The sequence below is a fragment of the Megalodesulfovibrio paquesii genome, from assembly GCF_054653055.1.
In genome coordinates, this window is sequence record NZ_BAAIGQ010000004.1 from 100,796 (window position 1) to 119,498 (window position 18,703).

The window sequence follows — 18,703 nt, forward strand, 5'->3', positions numbered from 1 at the left end:
TGGCATTGTCATACCGCGGCACGCAAACCCGCGCGTGTTCCGCAATGTTCCTTCAGGAGGACAACATGTTGAAAGGTCTCACCGTCGCAGCGGCCGCCCTGCTGATGGCCACCAGCGTGAACTTTGCTCACGCCCAGGCCGCCAGGGACACCATCAAGATCGTGGGTTCCTCCACGGTGTATCCCTTCTCCACCGTGGTTGCCGAAACCTTCGGCAAGAGCGGTAAGTTCAAGACGCCCACCATCGAATCCACCGGCACTGGCGGCGGTATGAAGCTGTTCTGCGCCGGCGTGGGCGTGGGCCATCCTGACATCACCAACGCCTCCCGCCGCATGAAGAAGTCCGAGTGCGAAGATTGCACCAAGAACGGCGTCAAGGACGTGGTGGAAATCAAGATCGGCTACGACGGCATCGTCCTGGCCAACTCCAAGAAGGCTCCCCTCTTCAAGCTTTCCACCGTGGATCTGTACCGCGCCATGGCCAAGGAAGTGGAAGTGGACGGCAAGATGGTTGCCAACCCCTACAAGACCTGGAAAGAAGTCAACGCTGCCCTGCCTGCCGCCAAAATCGAAGTGCTCGGCCCGCCTCCTACGTCCGGCACCCGCGATGCCTTCATCGAACTGGTGATGGAAGTTGGCGCCAAGTCTTCCGAATTCCTCAAGAATCTTGAAAAGGAAGACAGCAAGAAGTGGAAGGGCTACGTGCACACCATCCGTGAAGACGGCGCCTACATCGATGCCGGCGAAAACGACAACCTGATCGTCCAGAAGCTGGAAGCCAACCCCAACGCCCTGGGCATCTTCGGCTACTCCTTCCTGGACCAGAACGCCGACAAGATCCAGGGTTCCGAAGTGGGCGGCGTGGCTCCCACCTTTGAGAACATCGCCTCCGGCAAGTACACCGTCTCCCGCCCCCTGTACTTCTACGTGAAAAAGGCCCATGCTGGCGTCATCCCCGGCATTGCCGAGTATCTGGCTGAATTCACCAGCGAGAAGGCCTGGGGCCAGGACGGTTATCTGGCTGCCAAGGGCATGATCCCCATGCCCGACGCTGAACGCAAGGAATTCTCCGCCGCCGCCAAGGGCATGACCGCTCTTGACTGTGGCGCCCTGAAGTAAGCACACTCTCTACCGCAGGCGGGCCGGCAACCGTCGGCCCGCCTGTGTCTTGCCGCAACCCTCTTTTCTTTTTCCCTTTCAGGAAGACGAACAGGAACACTGCCATGGACGAGCGCACCCCCGACGCATCCTCCGCCACGGCCAAGACCGTCCCCGCCCGCGAGAAAGGCCCCAAACGCGTCCCCCGCGAAGAACGCCAGACCGTCGGGACTGCGACCGTCCCCGAGCCCCGCATGCATTGCGTGGACGTCAACGTATATTACGGCGACAAACATGCCATCCATGATGTCTCGATGGATATAGGCAACAACGAGGTCATCGCCATGATCGGCCCCTCGGGCTGCGGGAAGTCCACCTTCCTGCGCTGCCTGAACCGCATGAATGACACCATCGACTGTTGCCGTGTGACCGGACTTATCGAACTGGACGGCCGCAACATCTACGATCCCAAGGTGGACGTGGTGCCCCTGCGCGCCCAGGTGGGCATGGTTTTTCAAAAGCCCAATCCCTTTCCGAAATCCATTTATGAAAACATCGCCTATGGTCCCCGCATCCACGGCCTGGTGAACACCAAGGCCGAGATGGACGAGGTGGTGGAAACCTCCCTCAAGCGGGCCGGCCTGTGGAATGAAGTCAAGGACCGGCTGGACCAGCCCGGCACCGGCCTTTCTGGCGGCCAGCAGCAGCGGCTGTGTATTGCGAGGACCATCGCCGTCAGCCCGGAAGTGATTCTGATGGACGAACCCTGCTCCGCGCTGGATCCCATCGCCACCTCTGTGATAGAAGATTTGATTGACGAACTGCGCGAACAATTCGCCATCGCCATTGTCACCCATTCCATGCAGCAGGCCTCGCGCGTGTCCCAGCGCACTGCCTATTTTCATTTGGGCGACCTCATCGAAATCGGCCCCACGGAGCAGATTTTCACCAATCCGCTCCATGAACTGACCCACGACTACATCACCGGCCGCTTCGGCTAGGCCGTCTGCGAGGCATATCCATGACCGCAAAGGAAAAACCGCATATCGTCCGTTCCTTTGACGAAGAACTGGAGAGCATGAACTCCCTGCTGGTGACCATGGGGGAAAAGGCGCTCCTGCAGCTGGAAAAAGCAATTGCCGCCCTGCGTGCCCGCGATGTGGAGCTTGCCAACACAGTGCTGCGCGGCGACGATCTGGTGGATTCCATGCATGCCCAGGTCAACACCCTGACCATCGGCCTGCTGGCTACCCGCCAGCCCGTGGCCACGGACCTGCGGCACGTGGTGGCGTCGCTCAAGATGGCCACGGACCTGGAACGCGTTGCGGACTATGCCGCCAGCGTGGCCGGCTGCGCCCTGGCCCTTCCGGCCGCGCCCTCCGGGCATGTGATGGAGAAGATCGAGCAGCTGGCCCAGGTGGTCGAAAAGCTCCTGACCGACGCCGTGGCTGCCCTGAGCCAGGAAAGCGAAGAAGCGGCCGTGGCGGTCTGGCATGCCGACGATGCCGTGGACGCCGCCTATCTGGCCCTGATGCAGACCCTGCACGAGGACATTGCCGCGCACCCCGAGAGCCTGGCCGTGAACTCACAGCTGCTCTTCGTGGCCCGGTCCCTGGAGCGCCTGGCCGATCACGTCACCAACGTGGCCGGACACCTGATCTATTCCATCACTGGCAAGATTTACAAAGGCGAGAACTGATTTTCCGTCCCACGATGAGCGACTGCAGCGGGGAGCCCCCTTTTGATCGGGTTTCCCCGCTTTTTTTGCGAGTGCTGCAGGGGAACGAAGGCTTGCCACTCCGGAAGCGCGGCAGCGTATCTGCTCAGAGTTCCCGTGCCTCCCGCTTCCAGGCGATGCGGGCAAAGGCATTGTGATTGTGGATGGATTCCAGGGTTTCGGCATGGACTCGAAATTCCAGTACCCGCTCGTCAGCCATGAGCGCTGCCGCCGTGTGGCGGGCCATGTCCTCCACAAACACGGGGTTCTCGTACATGCGCATGGTCACCACGCGCTCGTCGGGTCGCTTGAGCAGCGGATACACCGGGGAGGACGCCGCCGCCTCGGCCAGGGCAATGCATTCCTCGATGGCCGGAGCCTCCCAGCCGCCGTCCGCATCGCGCCGGGGGACGATCTCCATGCGGATGCGGCCGCGCTGGTTGTGCGCGCCATAGTCGCTGATGGCCTTGCTGCAGGGGCACAGGGCCGCCACCGGAGCCTCCACAGTCAGGGTGAACTGCCGGCCCGTTTCCATGGCGGAGAGGGCGTACACGCAGTTGTAATCCATCAGGGCTGTTGCGCCGGTATGCGGGGCGGGGCGTTCCAGAAAGAAGGGGAAGGCCATTTCCAGCCCGGCCTGCCGGGCCTGCAGCCGCCGACGCAGGTCATCCAGCAGGATGGCCAGACGCTGGGGGGTGAAAACATGCCGCCGGGCGGACTCCAGGGCCTCCACAAAACGGCTCATGTGCGAGCCTTTGGCGTCATGGGCCAGACTGGCGGAGAGGGTCAGACTGGCTGTGACCTGCTGGGCGCCACGGCTGGCGTCGGCCACAAGCACGGGCAGCCGGAGCCCGCACACGCCCACAGCATCAATAAAAATCGGCCAGGGCGCGGCCTGGCTCTGGGTGTCTTCCAGCAACAGCGACGATACAGGCGGGGGATTCACTCAACGCTCCACGGGCAAAAGGTCAGCACGGCCACACACCAGCGGCCGGCTGCCATGAGCACCGTATCAGCAACCGCACAGGGAGGCAAAGAAAACTCCACTCCCTTTTTCCCGCCCCCAGGTTCATGCCCCAGGATTCCTGCGCGGCGGCTGCCAGGCCCTTGCTTCGGAGCACCTGCAGCGGCGGTATTTTTGATTGCCAACGGCAGTATTGTATAATATATATATGAATTACAGGAGGAACCCCCATGCGCATGCATTGCCCTGAATGCGGAGAATTCCTGGCTGTGGGTGCGGTGTATCCACGGTCAGCATTCCTATGCCATCGGTGCGGGCATCGCATTCTGCCGCCCCAGCCCAATGCAGCGCTTTTCTCCTGTTCCAGCTGCGGCCTCAAGCGCCGCCTGCCGACCAAACACGCAGGCGTGCTGGCCCGGTGCTCCCGGTGCAACACGGTAAACCGGGTGGATTCCCTGTACCTGGCGCCGGCAACGCCCCCTGCGCCCGGCCCCGCCCAGCTCCTCCCACAGCAAGAACACGGCCCCGAGCGCCGCGCCGCCACCCGGCATACCCTGCCGGACATCAGCGCCTACCTCGGCCTGCTGGCAGGCGTGGCCGACGTGCGCAACATCAGCGAAACCGGCGCCGGCCTGGCCATCGCCGCGCCGGAACGCGAGTTTCACGTCGGGGAACGCCTGTATGCCGATCTGCTCTTCCAGCAGCAAATCGCCCTGGAGCACCTGCCGCTTGTGGTGGTGCGCAACAACCCTACCCTGCTGGGCTGCCGGTTCGACCTCTCCAGCCCAATCCTGCAGCGCCAGATGCGGGAATTGATCCAGCGCGGGCTTATGGTGGAGCAATACCAGCGCAGCCACGTGAAAGTGCTCTTTGAAAAGCCAGAGGGCCGCCTCCAGCTGCGCGAGCACGACCTGTACTGAGCACCACCTCCCTGTTTTGCAGCGCGAGGCTAACCCCATCCCGACACTGCGTGACATTCCCTATTCATCCGGTCTGATACATATCTTCTCCATTGCTTTTATCGGCTGATTTTGTATGAAATCAACCTTAAGGCATGCGTGGCGGTCTGGCTTGCCCCCGCACCCAAGGGTGCGCCCGGTTGCATCCACCTGTATTGCCTGCATCCCCTGTAGAGGAGTGATCATGTCCAGGAGCATCAGAACCACGCTGCTCATTCTCCTTGGGAGCCTCGTGCTCGTTGTCCAAGGCGTCCTTGTATATTTCGTTTCAACCACGACGTATTCGAAAAGCCTTGCCGATGCCCAGGGGCAGCTGGAACAGGTGGCCTCGGCCCTGTCCAGGTCGGCCAGTGATTTCGGCGTGTATCAGATGCAATTTGTGCAGGGAGTTGCCCGCTTGCCAGAACTGCGCGAACTGCTGCTCGGACAGGGGGATGAACAACATGCCGCCGACATGTTGGCCGGCTTGTCCATGGCCTCTGACGCCGTGAACACCCTGTACCTGTTCAATGCCCAGGGCACACAGGTAGTGACCATGGCCAAGGGCAAGGCTGCAAAACTCAGCGCCCTGGCCGACCGGGAATACATCCAGGCGGCCCTGGCGGGCCAGCCCGGCTACAGTTCCGCTCCCACCAAAAGCATTGCCACGGGCAAGCTCATTGTCAGTGTGACGGCTCCCATTTTTGACGATGCCGGCAAATCTGTTGGCGGTGTCGGGATGTCCTACGTCCTGGACGGGCTCATCAAGGAGTATGTCGAGGGGGTGCGCATCGGCAACACGGGCCATCCGTTCATTCTCTCCCCCAAGGGCGTCATGGTGGCCCACCCAAACGCGGAGCTGTTGCTCAAGGATGTTTCCCAGGAGCCTGGCATGGCGGCCATTCTGGCTTCCCCGCAAGGCCGCACCGAATACACCTCCGAGGGGACGGTACGCCAGGCCGTCTGGACCAGGGTGCCCACCTGGAACTGGGTGCTCGCGTTTGCCATGGATATGGATGAGATCGAAGCAGCGGCCATTTCCCAGCGCAATTTTCTGCTGGTGCTGGGCGGCGTGGCCGTGCTGGCGCTGATTGTCGTGGCCCTTCTGGCGCTGGACGTGATTGTCGTCAAGCCGCTCAAGCAGTTGGAACGCTTTGCCGCAGCCGTGGCCGGCGGCCAGTTGAATGCCACCCTTCCCCTGGTGCGACGTAATGAAATCGGCAAGTTGGGTGATAGCCTGCGCAGCATGGTGCAAAGCCTCAAGGACAAAATCCAGGACGCCGATGACAAGCAGCGCCAGGCCCAGGCGGAATCCGAACGCGCCGCCGCGGCCACCCGCGAGGCCGAGGCGGCCCGCACCGCTGCCGAGCGGGCCAGGGTGGAAGGCATGCTCCAGGCGGCCGGCCAGCTGGAGAGCATTGTGGAGATTGTCACCACAGCCTCCGAGGAGCTGGCAGCGCAGATCGAGCAATCCAGCCAGGGAGCACAGGACCAGAGCCGCCGCGTGACCGAAACCGCCACGGCCATGGAGGAAATGACCGCCACCGTGCTGGAAGTGGCCCGCAGCGCCTCCGAAGCCGCAGATTCCGCAGACAAGGCCAAGGGCCGGGCGGAGGGCGGGGCTACCGTGGTGGATCAGGTCATCCACGGCATCAAGGACGCCCAGACCCAGGCCCTGAGCCTCAAGGCGGACATGACCGCCCTGGGCAAGCAGGCGGAAAGCATCGGGCAGATTCTGAATGTCATTTCGGATATTGCCGACCAGACCAACCTGCTGGCCCTGAACGCGGCCATCGAGGCAGCCCGCGCCGGGGATGCTGGCCGCGGCTTTGCTGTGGTGGCCGACGAGGTCCGCAAGCTGGCCGAGAAAACCATGACCGCCACCAAGGAAGTGGGCAGCGCCATCCGTGATATCCAGAATGGCACGCGCAAGAACGTGGATAATGTGGAACGCGCCGTGGCGTCCATCGACTCTGCCACCAGTCTGGCCGGGCAGTCCGGCGAAGCGCTGGGGTCCATCGTCAACCTCGTGGAAACCACCTCTGAGCAGGTCCGGTCCATCGCCACTGCCGCGGAAGAGCAGTCCGCCACCAGCGAGCAGATCAACCGTTCCATCGAAGCCATCAATCAGATTTCGCAGGAAACCTCCGACGCCATGCAGCAATCCGCCAACGCCGTGACCGAGCTGGCCGACCAGGCCCTCAAGCTCAAGCGCGTGGTGGAACGGCTCAAAGACGCACGCTGACGCCGCATGCGCGCCCCCACACGCCCCGGATCTCGCTGGACCGTCAGAGGACTGGGGCGTGTGGGGGCGCGCCCGGAATCGGGCCTGGGTGCGGGCCTGGGCTCAGGCCCGGCCCCGGGAGGCCACGGTCAGATCGTGCAGGGGATACAGTTCCGCGCCGGCCTGACGCATGGCTTTCAGGGTCTGCACGGCGTCGTAGGCCACGCAGGCGTCGTAATGTACGCCAGGGCAGACGGCCGGGCCGGCCTCGGGGAAGTTCTCCTGGTTGCAGCACATGCCGGTGATGACGGCCGGACCCTCGTCCGTCTCCACCACCACGGTCTGGCTGCCGGGGGTGTGGCCAGGGGTGAGCAGAACCTTCAGACCAGGTAGAATTTCCGCATCACCTGCCAGCTCCACCAGGTCCACATCTTCAATGTACGTGGAATCATAACGGTAATCCACGGGATGCGGATTTCGGCAGGCCTCGGCCTCACGTTTCTGCACGAAAATCCTGGCGTTTGGGAAGAGCAGGTTGTTGCCGCAGTGATCATCGTGCAGATGGGTGTTGATCACCGCCCAGACGTCCTCGGGTGCCACGCCGGCCCCGGCCAGGGCGTCTTCCATGAGCCGGGCCGTAAGCCCGGTATCATCCATGAACTCCGGGGGGGGAACAAAGTCCTCCAGGCCGGTATCCACCAGGATGATTCGGCCTTCGCCTCCCTTTTCCTTCAACAAGAACGACCACATGGGCAACCAGATACGCTTGCCGTAGCCGCGCTGCCAGGTCATGATCCCCTGATCCACATTGCGCACCCCCACCAGGAGGGGCGTGATGGAAAACGACATGTTCGCAGCTCCTTCTCGCAGCTCTTTCTCCGCTGAAGACTGTAGCGCCACGCGCTCGTCTCAGGCAGGGCTTTGCTTAGAATGAAAACACCCTGGACTCTTCCGCCAGATCCAGCATGGCGGCGTCGCTCATCAGGGAGAGCCCCCTGGGCAGAGCCGTCCGGGCGCCCAGGCGCTGGCGGGCGCTTTTCACATCCAGATGAATGGCGGCATTGGCCGTGCGCAGGAACTGCAGATGCTGGCAGAGGGAATCCGGGGCCAGCTCCGGCAGTTTGTCCGGCTGGGAACTGATGAAGCGCTGGGCCAGGAGCACGGCTTCGTCCATCAGGAACAACCGGACCTCATGCCCCTTGAGCACGGCCAGGCGGGCCAGCCGCAGGCAGCGTTCCACGCGGCCGCCGTCTTCGGGCCCCCGGGCCAGGACGAACAGATACTTGCTCATAAGACGTCTCCCTGAGTGGATTAGTGTTGCGTCCTCTAGCATGATCCATACAGAATAGACGCAACACTGGGCCGCAGGCACAGCGGCCCCGGAGCAGCATGCTCCGTGAATCAGCCAGAATCCGCGCATTTCGGCTGACGATCTTCCACGAAATCCGATGGCATTCTTATCCCCTTGTTTCGTGGACATCACACTAGTCGCGGGTCACGGGCAGGCGGATGTGAAAGCTCGCACCGCCGGCGTCGTTGGTGGACACGTGGATCTGCCCGCCATGGTCCTGGATGATGCCATAACTGATGGACAATCCCAGGCCCGTGCCCTTGCCCACCTGTTTGGTGGTGAAGAAGGGTTCGAAGATGCGCGCCGCGATGGCCGGAGGCACGCCGCCGCCGGTATCGGAGATGCGCAGGGTCACATATTCGGAATTATGGATGGTTTTCACGGTGATGCGGCGTTGGATCCGGTCCTTGTGGCCGGCTTTTTCCAGCCGTTCGGCATGTTCTTCAATGGCGTCGCGGGCGTTGAGCAGAAAGTTGATGAACACCTGCTCCATGCGGTTGGGCTCGCAGCGGACCAGGGGCAGCTTGTCGTCCAGTTCCCAGACCAGTTCGATGTTGCGCAGGGCCAGCTGCTGGCCGAAGAAATCAAAGGCCTTTCTGAGCACGGCGTTCAGGTCCACGGGCTCCAGCTGCAGCTCGGCCTTGCGGCCGAACTCGCGCATGTGGTTGATGATGCGCGTGGCGCGTTCAATCTGTTCCGTGGCCAGGCCGGTCATGCGGGTCAGCAGGACCTGATCCGGCTGCTCGCCACGGGAAAGACGGCGGCGGACCAGATCCATGCTGGTCTGGATGACCGACAAGGGCTGGTTGATCTCATGGGCCACGCCCGTGGCCATCTCGCCCAGGGTGGCCATCTTGGAAGCCTGAATGAGCTGTTGCTCGGTTTCCAGGCGGGTGGTGATGTCGCTGGCCGTGGCCAGGAGCACGGTGCGGTCGAAATACTCCGACCGCGAAACGCTGATGCTGACAAAAAATTCCCGGCCGTCCCTGGCCCGCTGCCGGACCTGATCCAGCCCCCGGCCGGAGAGGATGGCCCCGGCCAGCTGGGCGCGGTCCTCCTCGCCGGCAAAAAGCTCCAGAAAAGGCATGCCGGCCAGCTCATGTTTCTCGTGGCCATAGAGCAGCACGGCCCCGCGGTTGCAATCCAGAATGGTCAGCTCCGCCGGGTCCGAGGGGTCGAGCACAAAGACGGCACTCGGAATATTATTGAAAATATCCACATATTTGCGCTCGGAACGCTTCAGCTCCCGCTCCAGCTCCTTGCGCTCGGTGATGTCCAGGCACATCTCCATGGCCGCCACAATCTGGCCGTCCGTATCGTAAATCGGTGCGGTGTGGACGATCCAATGGGCCTTGGAGCCGTCCTTGTAGCAACCGCTTTCCTCGGTGGTGATGCAACGCCCGGTCTCGAAGGTCTTTTCCACCGGGCAGTCGGGGCATTTTTCCGTGCGGTTTTTGTAGGCCTTGAAGCAGAACTCCCCCTTGGCCGCGGAAAAACGCTCCTGGAAGGTCCGGTTAAAGCGCAACAGGCGGTAATCCCGGTCCTGCACGGTAACGAGGCAGGGCACGCCCTCGAAAAGATCCTGGTACAGGTTGCGCTGGCGCGCGAGCTCGCAGTTTTTGGCCACCAGATCCCCGCCCATGGAGCGGATGGCCGTGGCCAGATGGCCGATTTCATCTTCCTGGGTGGGCGGCGGGGTGGTCAGCGGCTCGCCCCGGGCCAGCACGGCAGCGTCCTCCAGCATGCGTTGGACAGGCCGTTTGATGAGCACCACCACCAGCAGAAACAGCGCCCCGGCGCAGAGCAGAAAAAGGATGACCGCCAGCCAGACCGTCTGAACCATGCTTTCATCCACCAGCGCCTGACTGTCCCGGGTGGAAAAGGAAATATCCAGCACGCCGAGGATTGTGTCGTCCTCGCTGTGAAAGTGACAGCCGGCCGGGTCGGAGCAGCCGGGCTCATTGAGGATGGGGCTGGCCAGGCGCAGCACCCGCTCGCCCTCCACCACATCCTCGCTGTACAGCCGTTGCTCCAGGGTGGGCGTGAGCAGGGCCGGGGTGAACCGGTGGCAGGTCTGGCACAGGGGTTCAGCCATGGAGAAGCGCGCCCCGACCTCGCGGGCATCCGCCGAGAACATGACCTGCCGCTGCTTGTTGAAAATACGGATGCCGCGGATCTCCGGCAGGGTGCCGCAGTTCTCCACAATGGCCCGGATATCCTGGCGGGAGTTGAGCATCATGGCGTAGTGCAAGCCCAGCTGCACGGTGCTGGCCACGCGGTCCGCGCTGTTGATGAGGCTCTGGCGGGCAAAGGTCTGCTGATGGCGGATGTGGTAAAAACTCCAGACCAGGATGCAGACGAACAGAATGCAGACAATGGGAATGGCCAGCTTGAGCGTCAGCCGGCAGCGGGCATGGGCCGCGGCACGACGCGCCAGCTCCAGCAGCAGCAAGATGGCGCGGCGCATCTAGGCCCCCTCCCCTGCCGCCTCTCCCCGGGGCAGGGTCACGACAATGCGCGTGCCGCGGTCCGGCTCGCTCTCCACGACAATGCGCCCGCCGTGCTGGCTGACGATCTGGTTGGAAATGAACAGCCCCAGCCCCGTGCCGCGGGATCCCTTGGAGGAGAAAAAGAGGGTGAACATTCTCTCCCGGGTGTGCTGGTCCATGCCCACGCCGTCGTCCTGCACTTCGATGACCAGCCGGGCCGCATCCCCCTGCACGCGCAGGCGGACGATCTTTTCCGCCGGATCCACCCGCTGCAGATGCGCGGCTTCGGCGCAGGCGTCCACGGCGTTTTCCAGAAAGTTCACCAGGGCGGAATGCATGGCGGTTTCGTCCAGGCAGATTGTCCCCAGCTCCGCGCCGGCTTCCAGGGCAAACTGCACGCCCCGGGCCGCGGCCTTGGGTTCGACGACGCCAGCCAGATCGCGGGCAAAGGCGGCCACGTCCACCTCGCTGCGTTCGGGCTCGCGGCTCTTGGCGTAGTACAGAATATCCAGGACCATCTTGCGGATGCGGGAAATCTTGTCCCGGACGATGCCCCAGCCCTCGCGCACCTTGGCGTCATCCGCCTTGCGCAGGCCGGCTTCGACCTTGTACACGCCGCCGTCCAGGGAGGTGAGCAGCCCTTTGACGCCATGGGACATGGAGCCGAGCATCAGCCCCAAAGAGGCCAGATGATCCTGTAGCTGGCGGATCTGGGTGATATCCGTGGCGATTTCCATCACCAGGCCGATCTCTCCGGCCTCGTTGCGCACGGGGGCGGTCTGCACCAACACGTGCCGCTGCTCGCCGTTGCGGGTCAGGACCACGGTTTCGCTCTCATGCGAACGCCCGTCCTCAAAGGTCTCGGCCACGGGACAGCGCTCGCAGGGGTGGTCGCGGTGGCCAAACAGCTCGTGACAGGCCAAGGCCGTCTCGCCGCGTGTTTCGCCAAAATCGTGTCGAAAGCGGCGGTTGGCGTCCACAATCCTGAATTCCTCATCCACCACGGCAATGGTCGCCGGCACAGCGTCAAAGAGCCGCTGCCACTTTTCCCGGGCCGCGCGCAGATCCTCCTGCAGCCGGTTCACTTCCGAAACATCCACCGACAGCTCGATGACCAGCTCCACCAGCCCCTCTTGATTGAAAATGGGCGCGGTGTGCACGATGACCGGGATGACGGCGCCGTCCCTGTCCACCAGCCGCTCCCGGCTGCGCTGGGCCTTGCCGGTCTCGATGGTCTGCCAGACGGGGCAGGCGTTGCCGCTGCCCTCGCGGCCGTCGTAGGCCTCCCAGGAGTGCCGGCCCACGAGATTGCCCAGCCGTTCCTTGCAAAGCTGGTTGGCGGCCACCACTTCCAGGTATCTGTTATGGATGGAAATAAAGCACGGCAGTTCGTTGAAATAGCTTGGCCCTTCGTCAAAGGCCGCAGCCAGGCCCTTCATGGCCGAGGAAAGCCCCTCCACCACCTGCCCCACAGCCAGCTGGCGCTCCAGCTCCACCAGACGGGCGCTCTTTTCCCTGACAATGCGCTCCAGATTGCGGGTGTGCTCCCGAAGCTGGCGACGCATGGCGATCTTGTCCGCCGCGCGTCTGAGGGCGCTGATGAGCAGCTCGTCACGCACGGGCTTGGTGATGAAGTCCATGGCCTCAAGCTGCAGGCTCTTGATGGCCAGCTCCATGTCCCCATGCCCGCTGACCATGATCACCTCAATGTCCGGCCAGGCGGCCTTGATGCGCTTGAGCAGCTCGATGCCGTCCATGCCGGGCATTTTGATGTCCGTGAGCACGATGCCGGGCGCAAAGGTCTCGCAGAGCGCCAACGCCGCCTCGCCATGGGCCGCGGTCTGCACCTCGTAGCCCAGGTCGGCCACGGACAGCTCCAGCACCTCCCGGATGGGGGCTTCGTCGTCCACGATCAGGACGCGCTCGGACAACCCGTCATGCATGGTCAGCTCCAGGCTGGAGGGTGAACGGATGGTAGGGGGAACCCCTTTTTGGAGAAAGGGGTTCCCCCTACACCCCCCTCCCCAAAGACTTTTACCTGGGGTGATGCGTGACGCGGTGATCGCAACAGAAATGAATCCTTCGGGGAGGGCATTGAGAAACACGCTTGCATCACCAACACCTCAAATATCTTTGGAAGGGGGGTCTGGGGGGGGAAACCTTTCTTTAAGAAAGGTTTCCCCCCAGTTCTCCCAACTCCCTACATTCCCACCATTTCCTTGGCCAGGGCCAGGGTCTTTTGCGGGTCCACGGGCTTGGAGAGCACGGGGACGCTCTTGTTGAGTGCCGGCGGGCGAGGGCCGACGCCGGAGATGACAATGACCGGGATTTCGGCCAGGGAAGGTTCCTGGCGCAGTTTGACGTAGAACAGGGTGCCGCCACGGCCGGGCATGTCCATGTCCAGGGTGATGAGGTCGGGGTTGTGGACCTGGGCTTTTTCCAGGCCTTCCACGCCATTGTTCGCCACGAACGTGGTGAAGCCGGCCTCGTCGAACACGTCCTTGAGGTAGGACACGATATCCGGATCGTCGTCGATGATGAGCACTTTCTTAGACATATGCACCTCGTGATTCGCCTTAGAATCAGGCGGATTACTTCAGTTTCTGGAGAGACTTGGCCATTTGCAGGCCCACGCCCAGGCCTTCGCGCAGGGCTGGGTCGCGCATGGCGGAGACCATGCTCCTGAGGCCGATGGGCTCGGCGTCCTTCAGGTTCATGGCCGCCGGGAGTTCGGTGAGTTTGTTCAGAAACTCCATGAATTCCGGGCTGGACATCTTTTTGAGCAGGCCAAGCATCTCGACAAAGCTGTCGCCCATTTCGGCCAGGTCCTCGGGACCATACTGGGCAGCCACCTTGGCCCGCACTTCGAGCATGGCTTCATAGGTCCGGAACACGCCGCGGGTTTCCAGGGTGCCCAGGAAGCGGATGGCGTTGTGCATGGAGCTCTTGAGCATGGGCTCCATGGTGTGGAAGAGCTCGATGGCGTTTTCCATCTGGTCCAGCATGTAGGCGATGTTCTTCATGTTGCGCAGCAGGCGCTTGAGCATGAGGAACCCGTCTTCCAGCTCGAAGCCGTGATCCACCTGTCCGAGTTCGCGCAGCAGGTGTTGGAAGGACGACTTCATCAGGGGGCTCAAGTCGTCCTTGAGTTCCTGGATCTCCAGCCGGGACTTGCGCATTTCCATGAGCTCGGCTTCGATCGTCTCCAGTTTTTGCAGAATCAGGTCCTCGTTCTTCATGATGCAGGACCCTCCTTACAGGCTGCACGCGCCCATGCGCTTCTTGCCGGCCATGAACATCTGGGGTTCCAGAGGCAGTTCCTTGCCCTTGAGCATGAGGTTGAAGTACACCCACTTGAACATCATCTTGCCCATGTAGTTCATGAAGGACTCGCCCAGCAGATCCATGGGCCCCAGGCCGGGGAAGGGGTATTTTCCCGGCAGGGGTTCAATTTTGTAGTTGAAGTCGATGAGGGTGGCCTTTTCGTAGCCCGTGACGATGAAGCAGGTGGAGTGGCCGTCGAATTCAGGGCGCGGTTCCAGGCCTTCGATCTCGCGGTGCAGGTTCTCGGCCACCACGTCGGATTCAAAGTGGGCCACGGAGCCGGCCTTGGAGGTGGGGACGTTGGTCGCGTCGCCAATGACGTACATATTCTCGTACTTCTTGGACTTCAGCGTGTGGTGGTCCGTGTCCAGGTAGGCCATGGCGTCGCCGATTTCAGAATCCTCGATGACCTTGGAGCCGAAGTTCGGCGGAATGGAGACCAGCAGGTCGTAGTCCACTTCCTCGCCCTTGTGGGATTCGATGACCTTGCGGCCCACGTCCACGCTGCCGATTTCAAAGTTGGGCGTAATCTTGATGTTCTTGTCTTCGCAGAGCTTGCCCAGGATTTCCGCGGCCACGGGCTTGGTGAACGCCCCGGTGAGGGGGGTGACCAGTTCGATCTCGATATTGCAGCGCGAATCGTTGATCATGTAGAACCAGTCAGCCAGGAACACGAACTCCAGCGGGGCCACCGGGCACTTGATGGGCATTTCGGCGATGTTCAGCACCAGCTTGCCCTTGTTGAAGTGCTTGAGCTTCTTGGCCAGGGCCACGGCGCCGTCGGGGGTGTAGAAATCGAAGATGTCCTTGCGCCAGCCGTCGCTCATGCCGTCGATTTCATCAGGCACGATGCGGCAGCCGGTGCCCACCACCACCCAGTCATAGGTGTGGGTGCCGCCCTTGCAGGTGACCTTCTTGGCCACGGGGTCGATGTTCTCGATCTCGTCCTGCACAAACTCCACATTGGAGGGGATGAAGTCCATCTGCGGCTTGATGCAGTCCTTGAGGGAATAGATCCCAAAGGGAATGAACAGCCAGCCGGCCTGGTAGTGATGCTGCCAGGAACGGTCGATGATGGTGATCTTCCACTCTTTCGGATCCAACAGCTTGGCCATCTTCGCGGCGACCATGACGCCGCCGGCGCCAGATCCCAGGATCAACAGCTTTTTCATGTGGTTCACGGCTCCCTGATGAGGATGGTGATTGCAGTGGTGCGCGAGCCGCCTTCCCGGAGCAGCCGGGTGCCGGCCAGCGCATGGAGCCGTATGAGCAAGGGACGGGCCAAGAATTTCCGCATTGAATTTCAGCTTGTTGCGCCAATCTATCCCCCGAGCCCCCCAGCAGGCGCAACCTTTTTTTACTTCTGTTTTGGTATGAATTTAGTTTGGTATTTTATTCCAGTGTGTTGCAGGATCTGTCAACCCGGTGCAAGGCGTCAACCTGGGTTGACGTCGCCCAGGGTCTTGAGGCGCTTGTGCAGGGCCTGGCGGGAGATGCCCAGCAGTTTCGCCGCCTTGCTCTGATTGCCCCCGGCCTGCTTCAGGGCCTGGAGAATCACATCCTCGGCCACGCGAGCCTCAGCCTGCCTGAGGGTGGGCAGGACGCAGGCAGGGCCGCGCTGCAGCGACGGGAGCGGTGGCAACGGGCTCGCGGCCTGGTGCAACCCCTGCCGCACGGACTGCATCCAGTCCACCACCGGCCCAAGCCCCAATGGCCCGCCGCCCCGGTGCAGGGTGCAGGCGTGCAGGAGCATGGACTTGAGTTCGCGCACGTTGCCGGGGAAATCGTAGCGTCGAAGCTCGGCGTAGAGGGCCTCGGGAATCTCCGGCACCGACTGGCCGGTCTCCCTGGCTGCTTCCTCCAGAAAATGGGGGACCAGCAGCTCCAGATCCTCCAGCCGGTCCCGCAGGGGGGGCAGCACAATCAGGTGGGTGCGCAGACGGAAGAAGAGGTCGCGCCGGAAGACGGCGGGATCCAGCAGTTCGGCCACGGTCTTGTTGGTGGCCGCCACCAGCCGGCAGTCCATGGGTCGCGGTGCGTCCGAGCCCAGGGGATAGTATTCGCGCTCCTGGATGCAGCGCAGCAGCTTGAGTTGTGAGGTCAGGGAGAGGTCGCCGATTTCATCCAGAAACAGCGTGCCGTCGCCGGCTTCTTCCAGCAGTCCGCTGCGGCCGCCCTGGGCGCCGGTGTAGGCGCCTTTTTTGTGGCCGAAGAGGGTGTCCGAAAGCATGACATCATCCAGCCCGGCCACGTTGCAGCCGATGAAGGGCCGGTGGCGGGCGTCTCCCGCGCAGGCCTGATGAATGGCCCGGGCGGCCAGCTCCTTGCCCACGCCGGTCTCGCCCACGATGAGCGCCGGCTCGCGGGACCGGGCCACGGCAGCCAGCTGGGTCAGCACCTCGCGCATGGCCGGGCTGCGGGTCAGCAGCTGCGCCCCCTCCTCTGCCGCAACGGCAGCGCCAGGCTTTGCGCCGGCCACCAAGGCACCGCCCCCTGCAGTGAGGGAGGCCCTGTCCGCCTGCCCCCGCCGCTCCAGCGCCTGGGTCACGGCGGCCAGCAGCCGGCCGCGGTCCACAGGTTTGACCAGATAATCCAACGAGCCGGCCTGCATGCAGCGCACGGCCGTCTCCACCTCGTTGTGCCCGGTAAGGACGATGGCCGGCACGTCCAGGCCCTGCTCGCGGATGTGGGCCAGGATCTCCTCGCCGCTGGTGTGCGGCATGGACAAATCCAGCATCACCAGCGAAAACGGCCGGGTGGAGAGCAGCTCGGGCACGGTGCGGCTGTCTGAGCAGAGAATGGTGTTGGTGATGCCGGAAAAGCGCAGGTTCAGGGCATAGCTGGTCAGGGCCTGCTCCTCGTCGTCCACGATGAGGATGGGCGCCAGGGGATGCTTGGTGTCTGCGGCCATGGTCAGCCCCTTGCTCCAGGCAACGGTCCTGGAAAGACCACGGGCAAGGCCACGGGCAGGGCCAGCAGGGCCTGCGTGCCCCGACCGGGAGCGGATTCCAGCTCCAGCCGCCCGCCGTGCTCCCGGGCAATGGACAGGGAAATGGACAAGCCCAGCCCGGTGCCTCCCTGCTGACCTTTGGTGGAATAAAACGGCTGCGTCACCAGGGGCAGGGCCTCAGGCGCGATGCCCACCCCCTCGTCCGTGACCACGATTTCCACCGCGCCGGCCTCCGGGTCATGCCTGGTTTCCACCACAAGACCCTGCCCCTCGTGCTCCAGGGCGTGGCAGGCGTTCTGCAGCAGATTGACCACCACCTGCTCCAGTCGTTGGCGACGCCCGCGGACCAGGGGCAATCCAGAAGCATACCGCACGTCGAAACGCCTGGTGCGGCGGCCGATGTTCTTGTGCATGAGCAGGGTCGCGGCCTGGACCACTTCATTGACGCTCAGCAGCTCAAAGCCGCCATCCACGTCCTGTCGGCTGTATTGCTTGAGTTCCTTGACGATGCGATTGATGCGCGTGGACCCCTCAATCACGCCCTGTAAAAGCTGGGGGACAAAATCCACAATCTCCGGAATGCCCACCTCCCCCGCGCCCGGCTCCAGCTCCTCGCCGCGCAGTCGTTCCAGCGCCGGCTGCAGCCGCCACCAGAGATCCATGAGCAACGGAGCGTTGAGCATGATGAAGTTATTGGGATTGTTGATCTCGTGCGCCACTTCGGAGACCAAGGCCCCCAGGGAGAGCAGCCGGTCCGCATGCAGCACCCGGCTCTCGGCCAGCTTCTGATCGGAAATGTCCATGCCCACGGCCTGATACTCGCGCACGTGCCCGGTTTTATAGAAAAATCCCTGTACCACCCAACGAATCCACATGGGCCGGTCTTCCAGGGGCCCCAGGCTGCCGGCGTCTTCAAGGCGCTGTTCCACCTCGGCTACGGGGCGTTCGGGGCTGATGGAGGCCACGGCGGCGTGGAAGCCTTCCCGCACCGACGGCGGCAGGGCCAGCAGAAGATTCTCGCCCACACATTCATTGCGCCGCCGACCAACGCAACGGCAGCAGGAGGCATTGGCATAGGTGATGGAAAAATCAGGCAGGAAACAGCAAATCGGATCCGGGCGTTTTTCCAGGATGCTTTGGTATTTCTTTTTGCGGTTCAGGAGACCATCAATGCAATCCCGATACCTAGTCACATCTTCCACGATGAGCTGCTGCAGCGTTTGGCCTTCCACTTCCACTGCGCCGCAGTGGATGCGCACCCAGCCAATGGAGCCGTCGGCCCGGGCGATGGAGCGTTCCACATTGAGCCACTTGTTCCGCGGGCAGTTGATCTCCGGCATGGACGCGCACATGCCCAGGCAAAAGATGGACAGCACATCCAGAAAACACATGAATTCCAGGTCCCTGGGCGTCACTTCGGTCACGCGGTGGAACTCGCGGTTGACGAAGACGATATCATCGGCCTGATTGGCCAGGAGCACTCCCACGGGCAGGGCGTCGTACACGGCAGCCAAAGAGGGGGCCAAAGAAGCAGGTGGGGGAGCGCAGCGCATATCAGCCTCGTTTGGTATGAATTTGATCCCGTATCCCAGCCGGCCGCACTTGGCAAGGAGAAACCCCAGCCCCCGGCATCCCTATTTCACCACACC

General features: G+C 62.8%; 15 protein-coding genes. 5 read left to right on the forward strand and 10 right to left on the reverse strand.

The features are described from left to right. The first annotated feature begins 65 nt into the window (after positions 1–65). The 3 genes from ACYQ00_RS03185 to phoU all read left to right on the forward strand — a co-directional run bounded on the left by ACYQ00_RS03185 (position 66) and on the right by phoU (position 2,796). Positions 66–1,118, forward strand: coding sequence for a PstS family phosphate ABC transporter substrate-binding protein (locus tag ACYQ00_RS03185; protein ID WP_460030733.1), 1,053 nt, complete (start codon positions 66–68; stop codon positions 1,116–1,118). 233 nt (positions 1,119–1,351) lie between these two features. Next, entirely contained in the window at positions 1,352–2,098 is a 747-nt protein-coding gene (pstB, locus tag ACYQ00_RS03190; protein WP_460031315.1) for a phosphate ABC transporter ATP-binding protein PstB, read from the forward strand. Between the two features lie 20 nt (positions 2,099–2,118). Beyond that, positions 2,119–2,796, forward strand: a complete 678-nt coding sequence (gene phoU, locus ACYQ00_RS03195; RefSeq protein ID WP_460030734.1) for a phosphate signaling complex protein PhoU — start codon at positions 2,119–2,121, stop codon at positions 2,794–2,796. Between the two features lie 124 nt (positions 2,797–2,920). On the opposite strand, the gene folE2 is transcribed toward phoU, so the two are convergent. Continuing rightward, positions 2,921–3,760, reverse strand: coding sequence for a GTP cyclohydrolase FolE2 (gene folE2 / locus ACYQ00_RS03200; protein ID WP_460030735.1), 840 nt, complete (start codon positions 3,758–3,760; stop codon positions 2,921–2,923). Positions 3,761–4,008: 248 nt separating this feature from the next. Between folE2 and ACYQ00_RS03205 the strand changes: the two genes are divergently transcribed. After that, positions 4,009–4,698: a PilZ domain-containing protein gene (locus ACYQ00_RS03205; protein ID WP_460030736.1), complete on the forward strand. Its 690-nt coding sequence runs from the start codon at positions 4,009–4,011 to the stop codon at positions 4,696–4,698. Positions 4,699–4,921: 223 nt separating this feature from the next. Continuing rightward, positions 4,922–6,961: a methyl-accepting chemotaxis protein gene (locus ACYQ00_RS03210; protein ID WP_460030737.1), complete on the forward strand. Its 2,040-nt coding sequence runs from the start codon at positions 4,922–4,924 to the stop codon at positions 6,959–6,961. 102 nt (positions 6,962–7,063) lie between these two features. Here the strand turns inward: ACYQ00_RS03210 and ACYQ00_RS03215 are convergent, their stop codons facing one another. The 9 genes from ACYQ00_RS03215 to ACYQ00_RS03255 form a co-directional block, all read right to left on the reverse strand. Further along, positions 7,064–7,789, reverse strand: coding sequence for an N-acyl homoserine lactonase family protein (locus tag ACYQ00_RS03215; RefSeq protein ID WP_460030738.1), 726 nt, complete (start codon positions 7,787–7,789; stop codon positions 7,064–7,066). Between the two features lie 76 nt (positions 7,790–7,865). Further along, the gene (locus tag ACYQ00_RS03220; RefSeq protein ID WP_460030739.1) at positions 7,866–8,231 is read right to left on the reverse strand and encodes a DsrE family protein; all 366 of its coding nucleotides are present in this window, start codon (positions 8,229–8,231) and stop codon (positions 7,866–7,868) included. 193 nt (positions 8,232–8,424) lie between these two features. Next, complete coding sequence (locus ACYQ00_RS03225; RefSeq protein WP_460030740.1) at positions 8,425–10,758, reverse strand: two-component system sensor histidine kinase NtrB; 2,334 nt, start codon at positions 10,756–10,758, stop codon at positions 8,425–8,427. Further along, positions 10,759–12,723, reverse strand: coding sequence for a response regulator (locus ACYQ00_RS03230; protein WP_460030741.1), 1,965 nt, complete (start codon positions 12,721–12,723; stop codon positions 10,759–10,761). It abuts the gene before it with no gap. 257 nt (positions 12,724–12,980) lie between these two features. Continuing rightward, on the reverse strand, positions 12,981–13,337 hold the full coding sequence (locus tag ACYQ00_RS03235) for a response regulator (RefSeq protein ID WP_460030742.1): 357 nt from the start codon (positions 13,335–13,337) through the stop codon (positions 12,981–12,983). Between the two features lie 34 nt (positions 13,338–13,371). Beyond that, entirely contained in the window at positions 13,372–14,019 is a 648-nt protein-coding gene (locus ACYQ00_RS03240) for a DUF1641 domain-containing protein (RefSeq protein ID WP_460030743.1), read from the reverse strand. Positions 14,020–14,034: 15 nt separating this feature from the next. Beyond that, on the reverse strand, positions 14,035–15,276 hold the full coding sequence (sqr, locus tag ACYQ00_RS03245; RefSeq protein ID WP_460030744.1) for a type III sulfide quinone reductase, selenoprotein subtype: 1,242 nt from the start codon (positions 15,274–15,276) through the stop codon (positions 14,035–14,037). 263 nt (positions 15,277–15,539) lie between these two features. Beyond that, positions 15,540–17,015: a sigma-54-dependent transcriptional regulator gene (locus ACYQ00_RS03250; RefSeq protein WP_460030745.1), complete on the reverse strand. Its 1,476-nt coding sequence runs from the start codon at positions 17,013–17,015 to the stop codon at positions 15,540–15,542. A gap of 2 nt (positions 17,016–17,017) precedes the next feature. Beyond that, positions 17,018–18,607: a PAS domain-containing sensor histidine kinase gene (locus ACYQ00_RS03255; protein WP_460030746.1), complete on the reverse strand. Its 1,590-nt coding sequence runs from the start codon at positions 18,605–18,607 to the stop codon at positions 17,018–17,020. Between the last annotated feature and the right edge of the window lie 96 nt (positions 18,608–18,703).

What these genes read in the sequence shown, in the direction of transcription:
- ACYQ00_RS03185 (WP_460030733.1), top strand. Translation starts at nt 66, where the DNA reads ATGTTGAAAGGTCTCACCGTCGCAGCGGCCGCCCTGCTGATGGCCACC.
- pstB (WP_460031315.1), top strand. Translation starts at nt 1,352, where the DNA reads ATGCATTGCGTGGACGTCAACGTATATTACGGCGACAAACATGCCATC.
- phoU (WP_460030734.1), top strand. Translation starts at nt 2,119, where the DNA reads ATGACCGCAAAGGAAAAACCGCATATCGTCCGTTCCTTTGACGAAGAA.
- ACYQ00_RS03205 (WP_460030736.1), top strand. Translation starts at nt 4,009, where the DNA reads ATGCGCATGCATTGCCCTGAATGCGGAGAATTCCTGGCTGTGGGTGCG.
- ACYQ00_RS03210 (WP_460030737.1), top strand. Translation starts at nt 4,922, where the DNA reads ATGTCCAGGAGCATCAGAACCACGCTGCTCATTCTCCTTGGGAGCCTC.
- ACYQ00_RS03215 (WP_460030738.1), bottom strand. Translation starts at nt 7,789, where the DNA reads ATGTCGTTTTCCATCACGCCCCTCCTGGTGGGGGTGCGCAATGTGGAT.
- ACYQ00_RS03220 (WP_460030739.1), bottom strand. Translation starts at nt 8,231, where the DNA reads ATGAGCAAGTATCTGTTCGTCCTGGCCCGGGGGCCCGAAGACGGCGGC.
- ACYQ00_RS03225 (WP_460030740.1), bottom strand. Translation starts at nt 10,758, where the DNA reads ATGCGCCGCGCCATCTTGCTGCTGCTGGAGCTGGCGCGTCGTGCCGCG.
- ACYQ00_RS03230 (WP_460030741.1), bottom strand. Translation starts at nt 12,723, where the DNA reads ATGCATGACGGGTTGTCCGAGCGCGTCCTGATCGTGGACGACGAAGCC.
- ACYQ00_RS03235 (WP_460030742.1), bottom strand. Translation starts at nt 13,337, where the DNA reads ATGTCTAAGAAAGTGCTCATCATCGACGACGATCCGGATATCGTGTCC.
- ACYQ00_RS03240 (WP_460030743.1), bottom strand. Translation starts at nt 14,019, where the DNA reads ATGAAGAACGAGGACCTGATTCTGCAAAAACTGGAGACGATCGAAGCC.
- sqr (WP_460030744.1), bottom strand. Translation starts at nt 15,276, where the DNA reads ATGAAAAAGCTGTTGATCCTGGGATCTGGCGCCGGCGGCGTCATGGTC.
- ACYQ00_RS03250 (WP_460030745.1), bottom strand. Translation starts at nt 17,015, where the DNA reads ATGGCCGCAGACACCAAGCATCCCCTGGCGCCCATCCTCATCGTGGAC.
- ACYQ00_RS03255 (WP_460030746.1), bottom strand. Translation starts at nt 18,607, where the DNA reads ATGCGCTGCGCTCCCCCACCTGCTTCTTTGGCCCCCTCTTTGGCTGCC.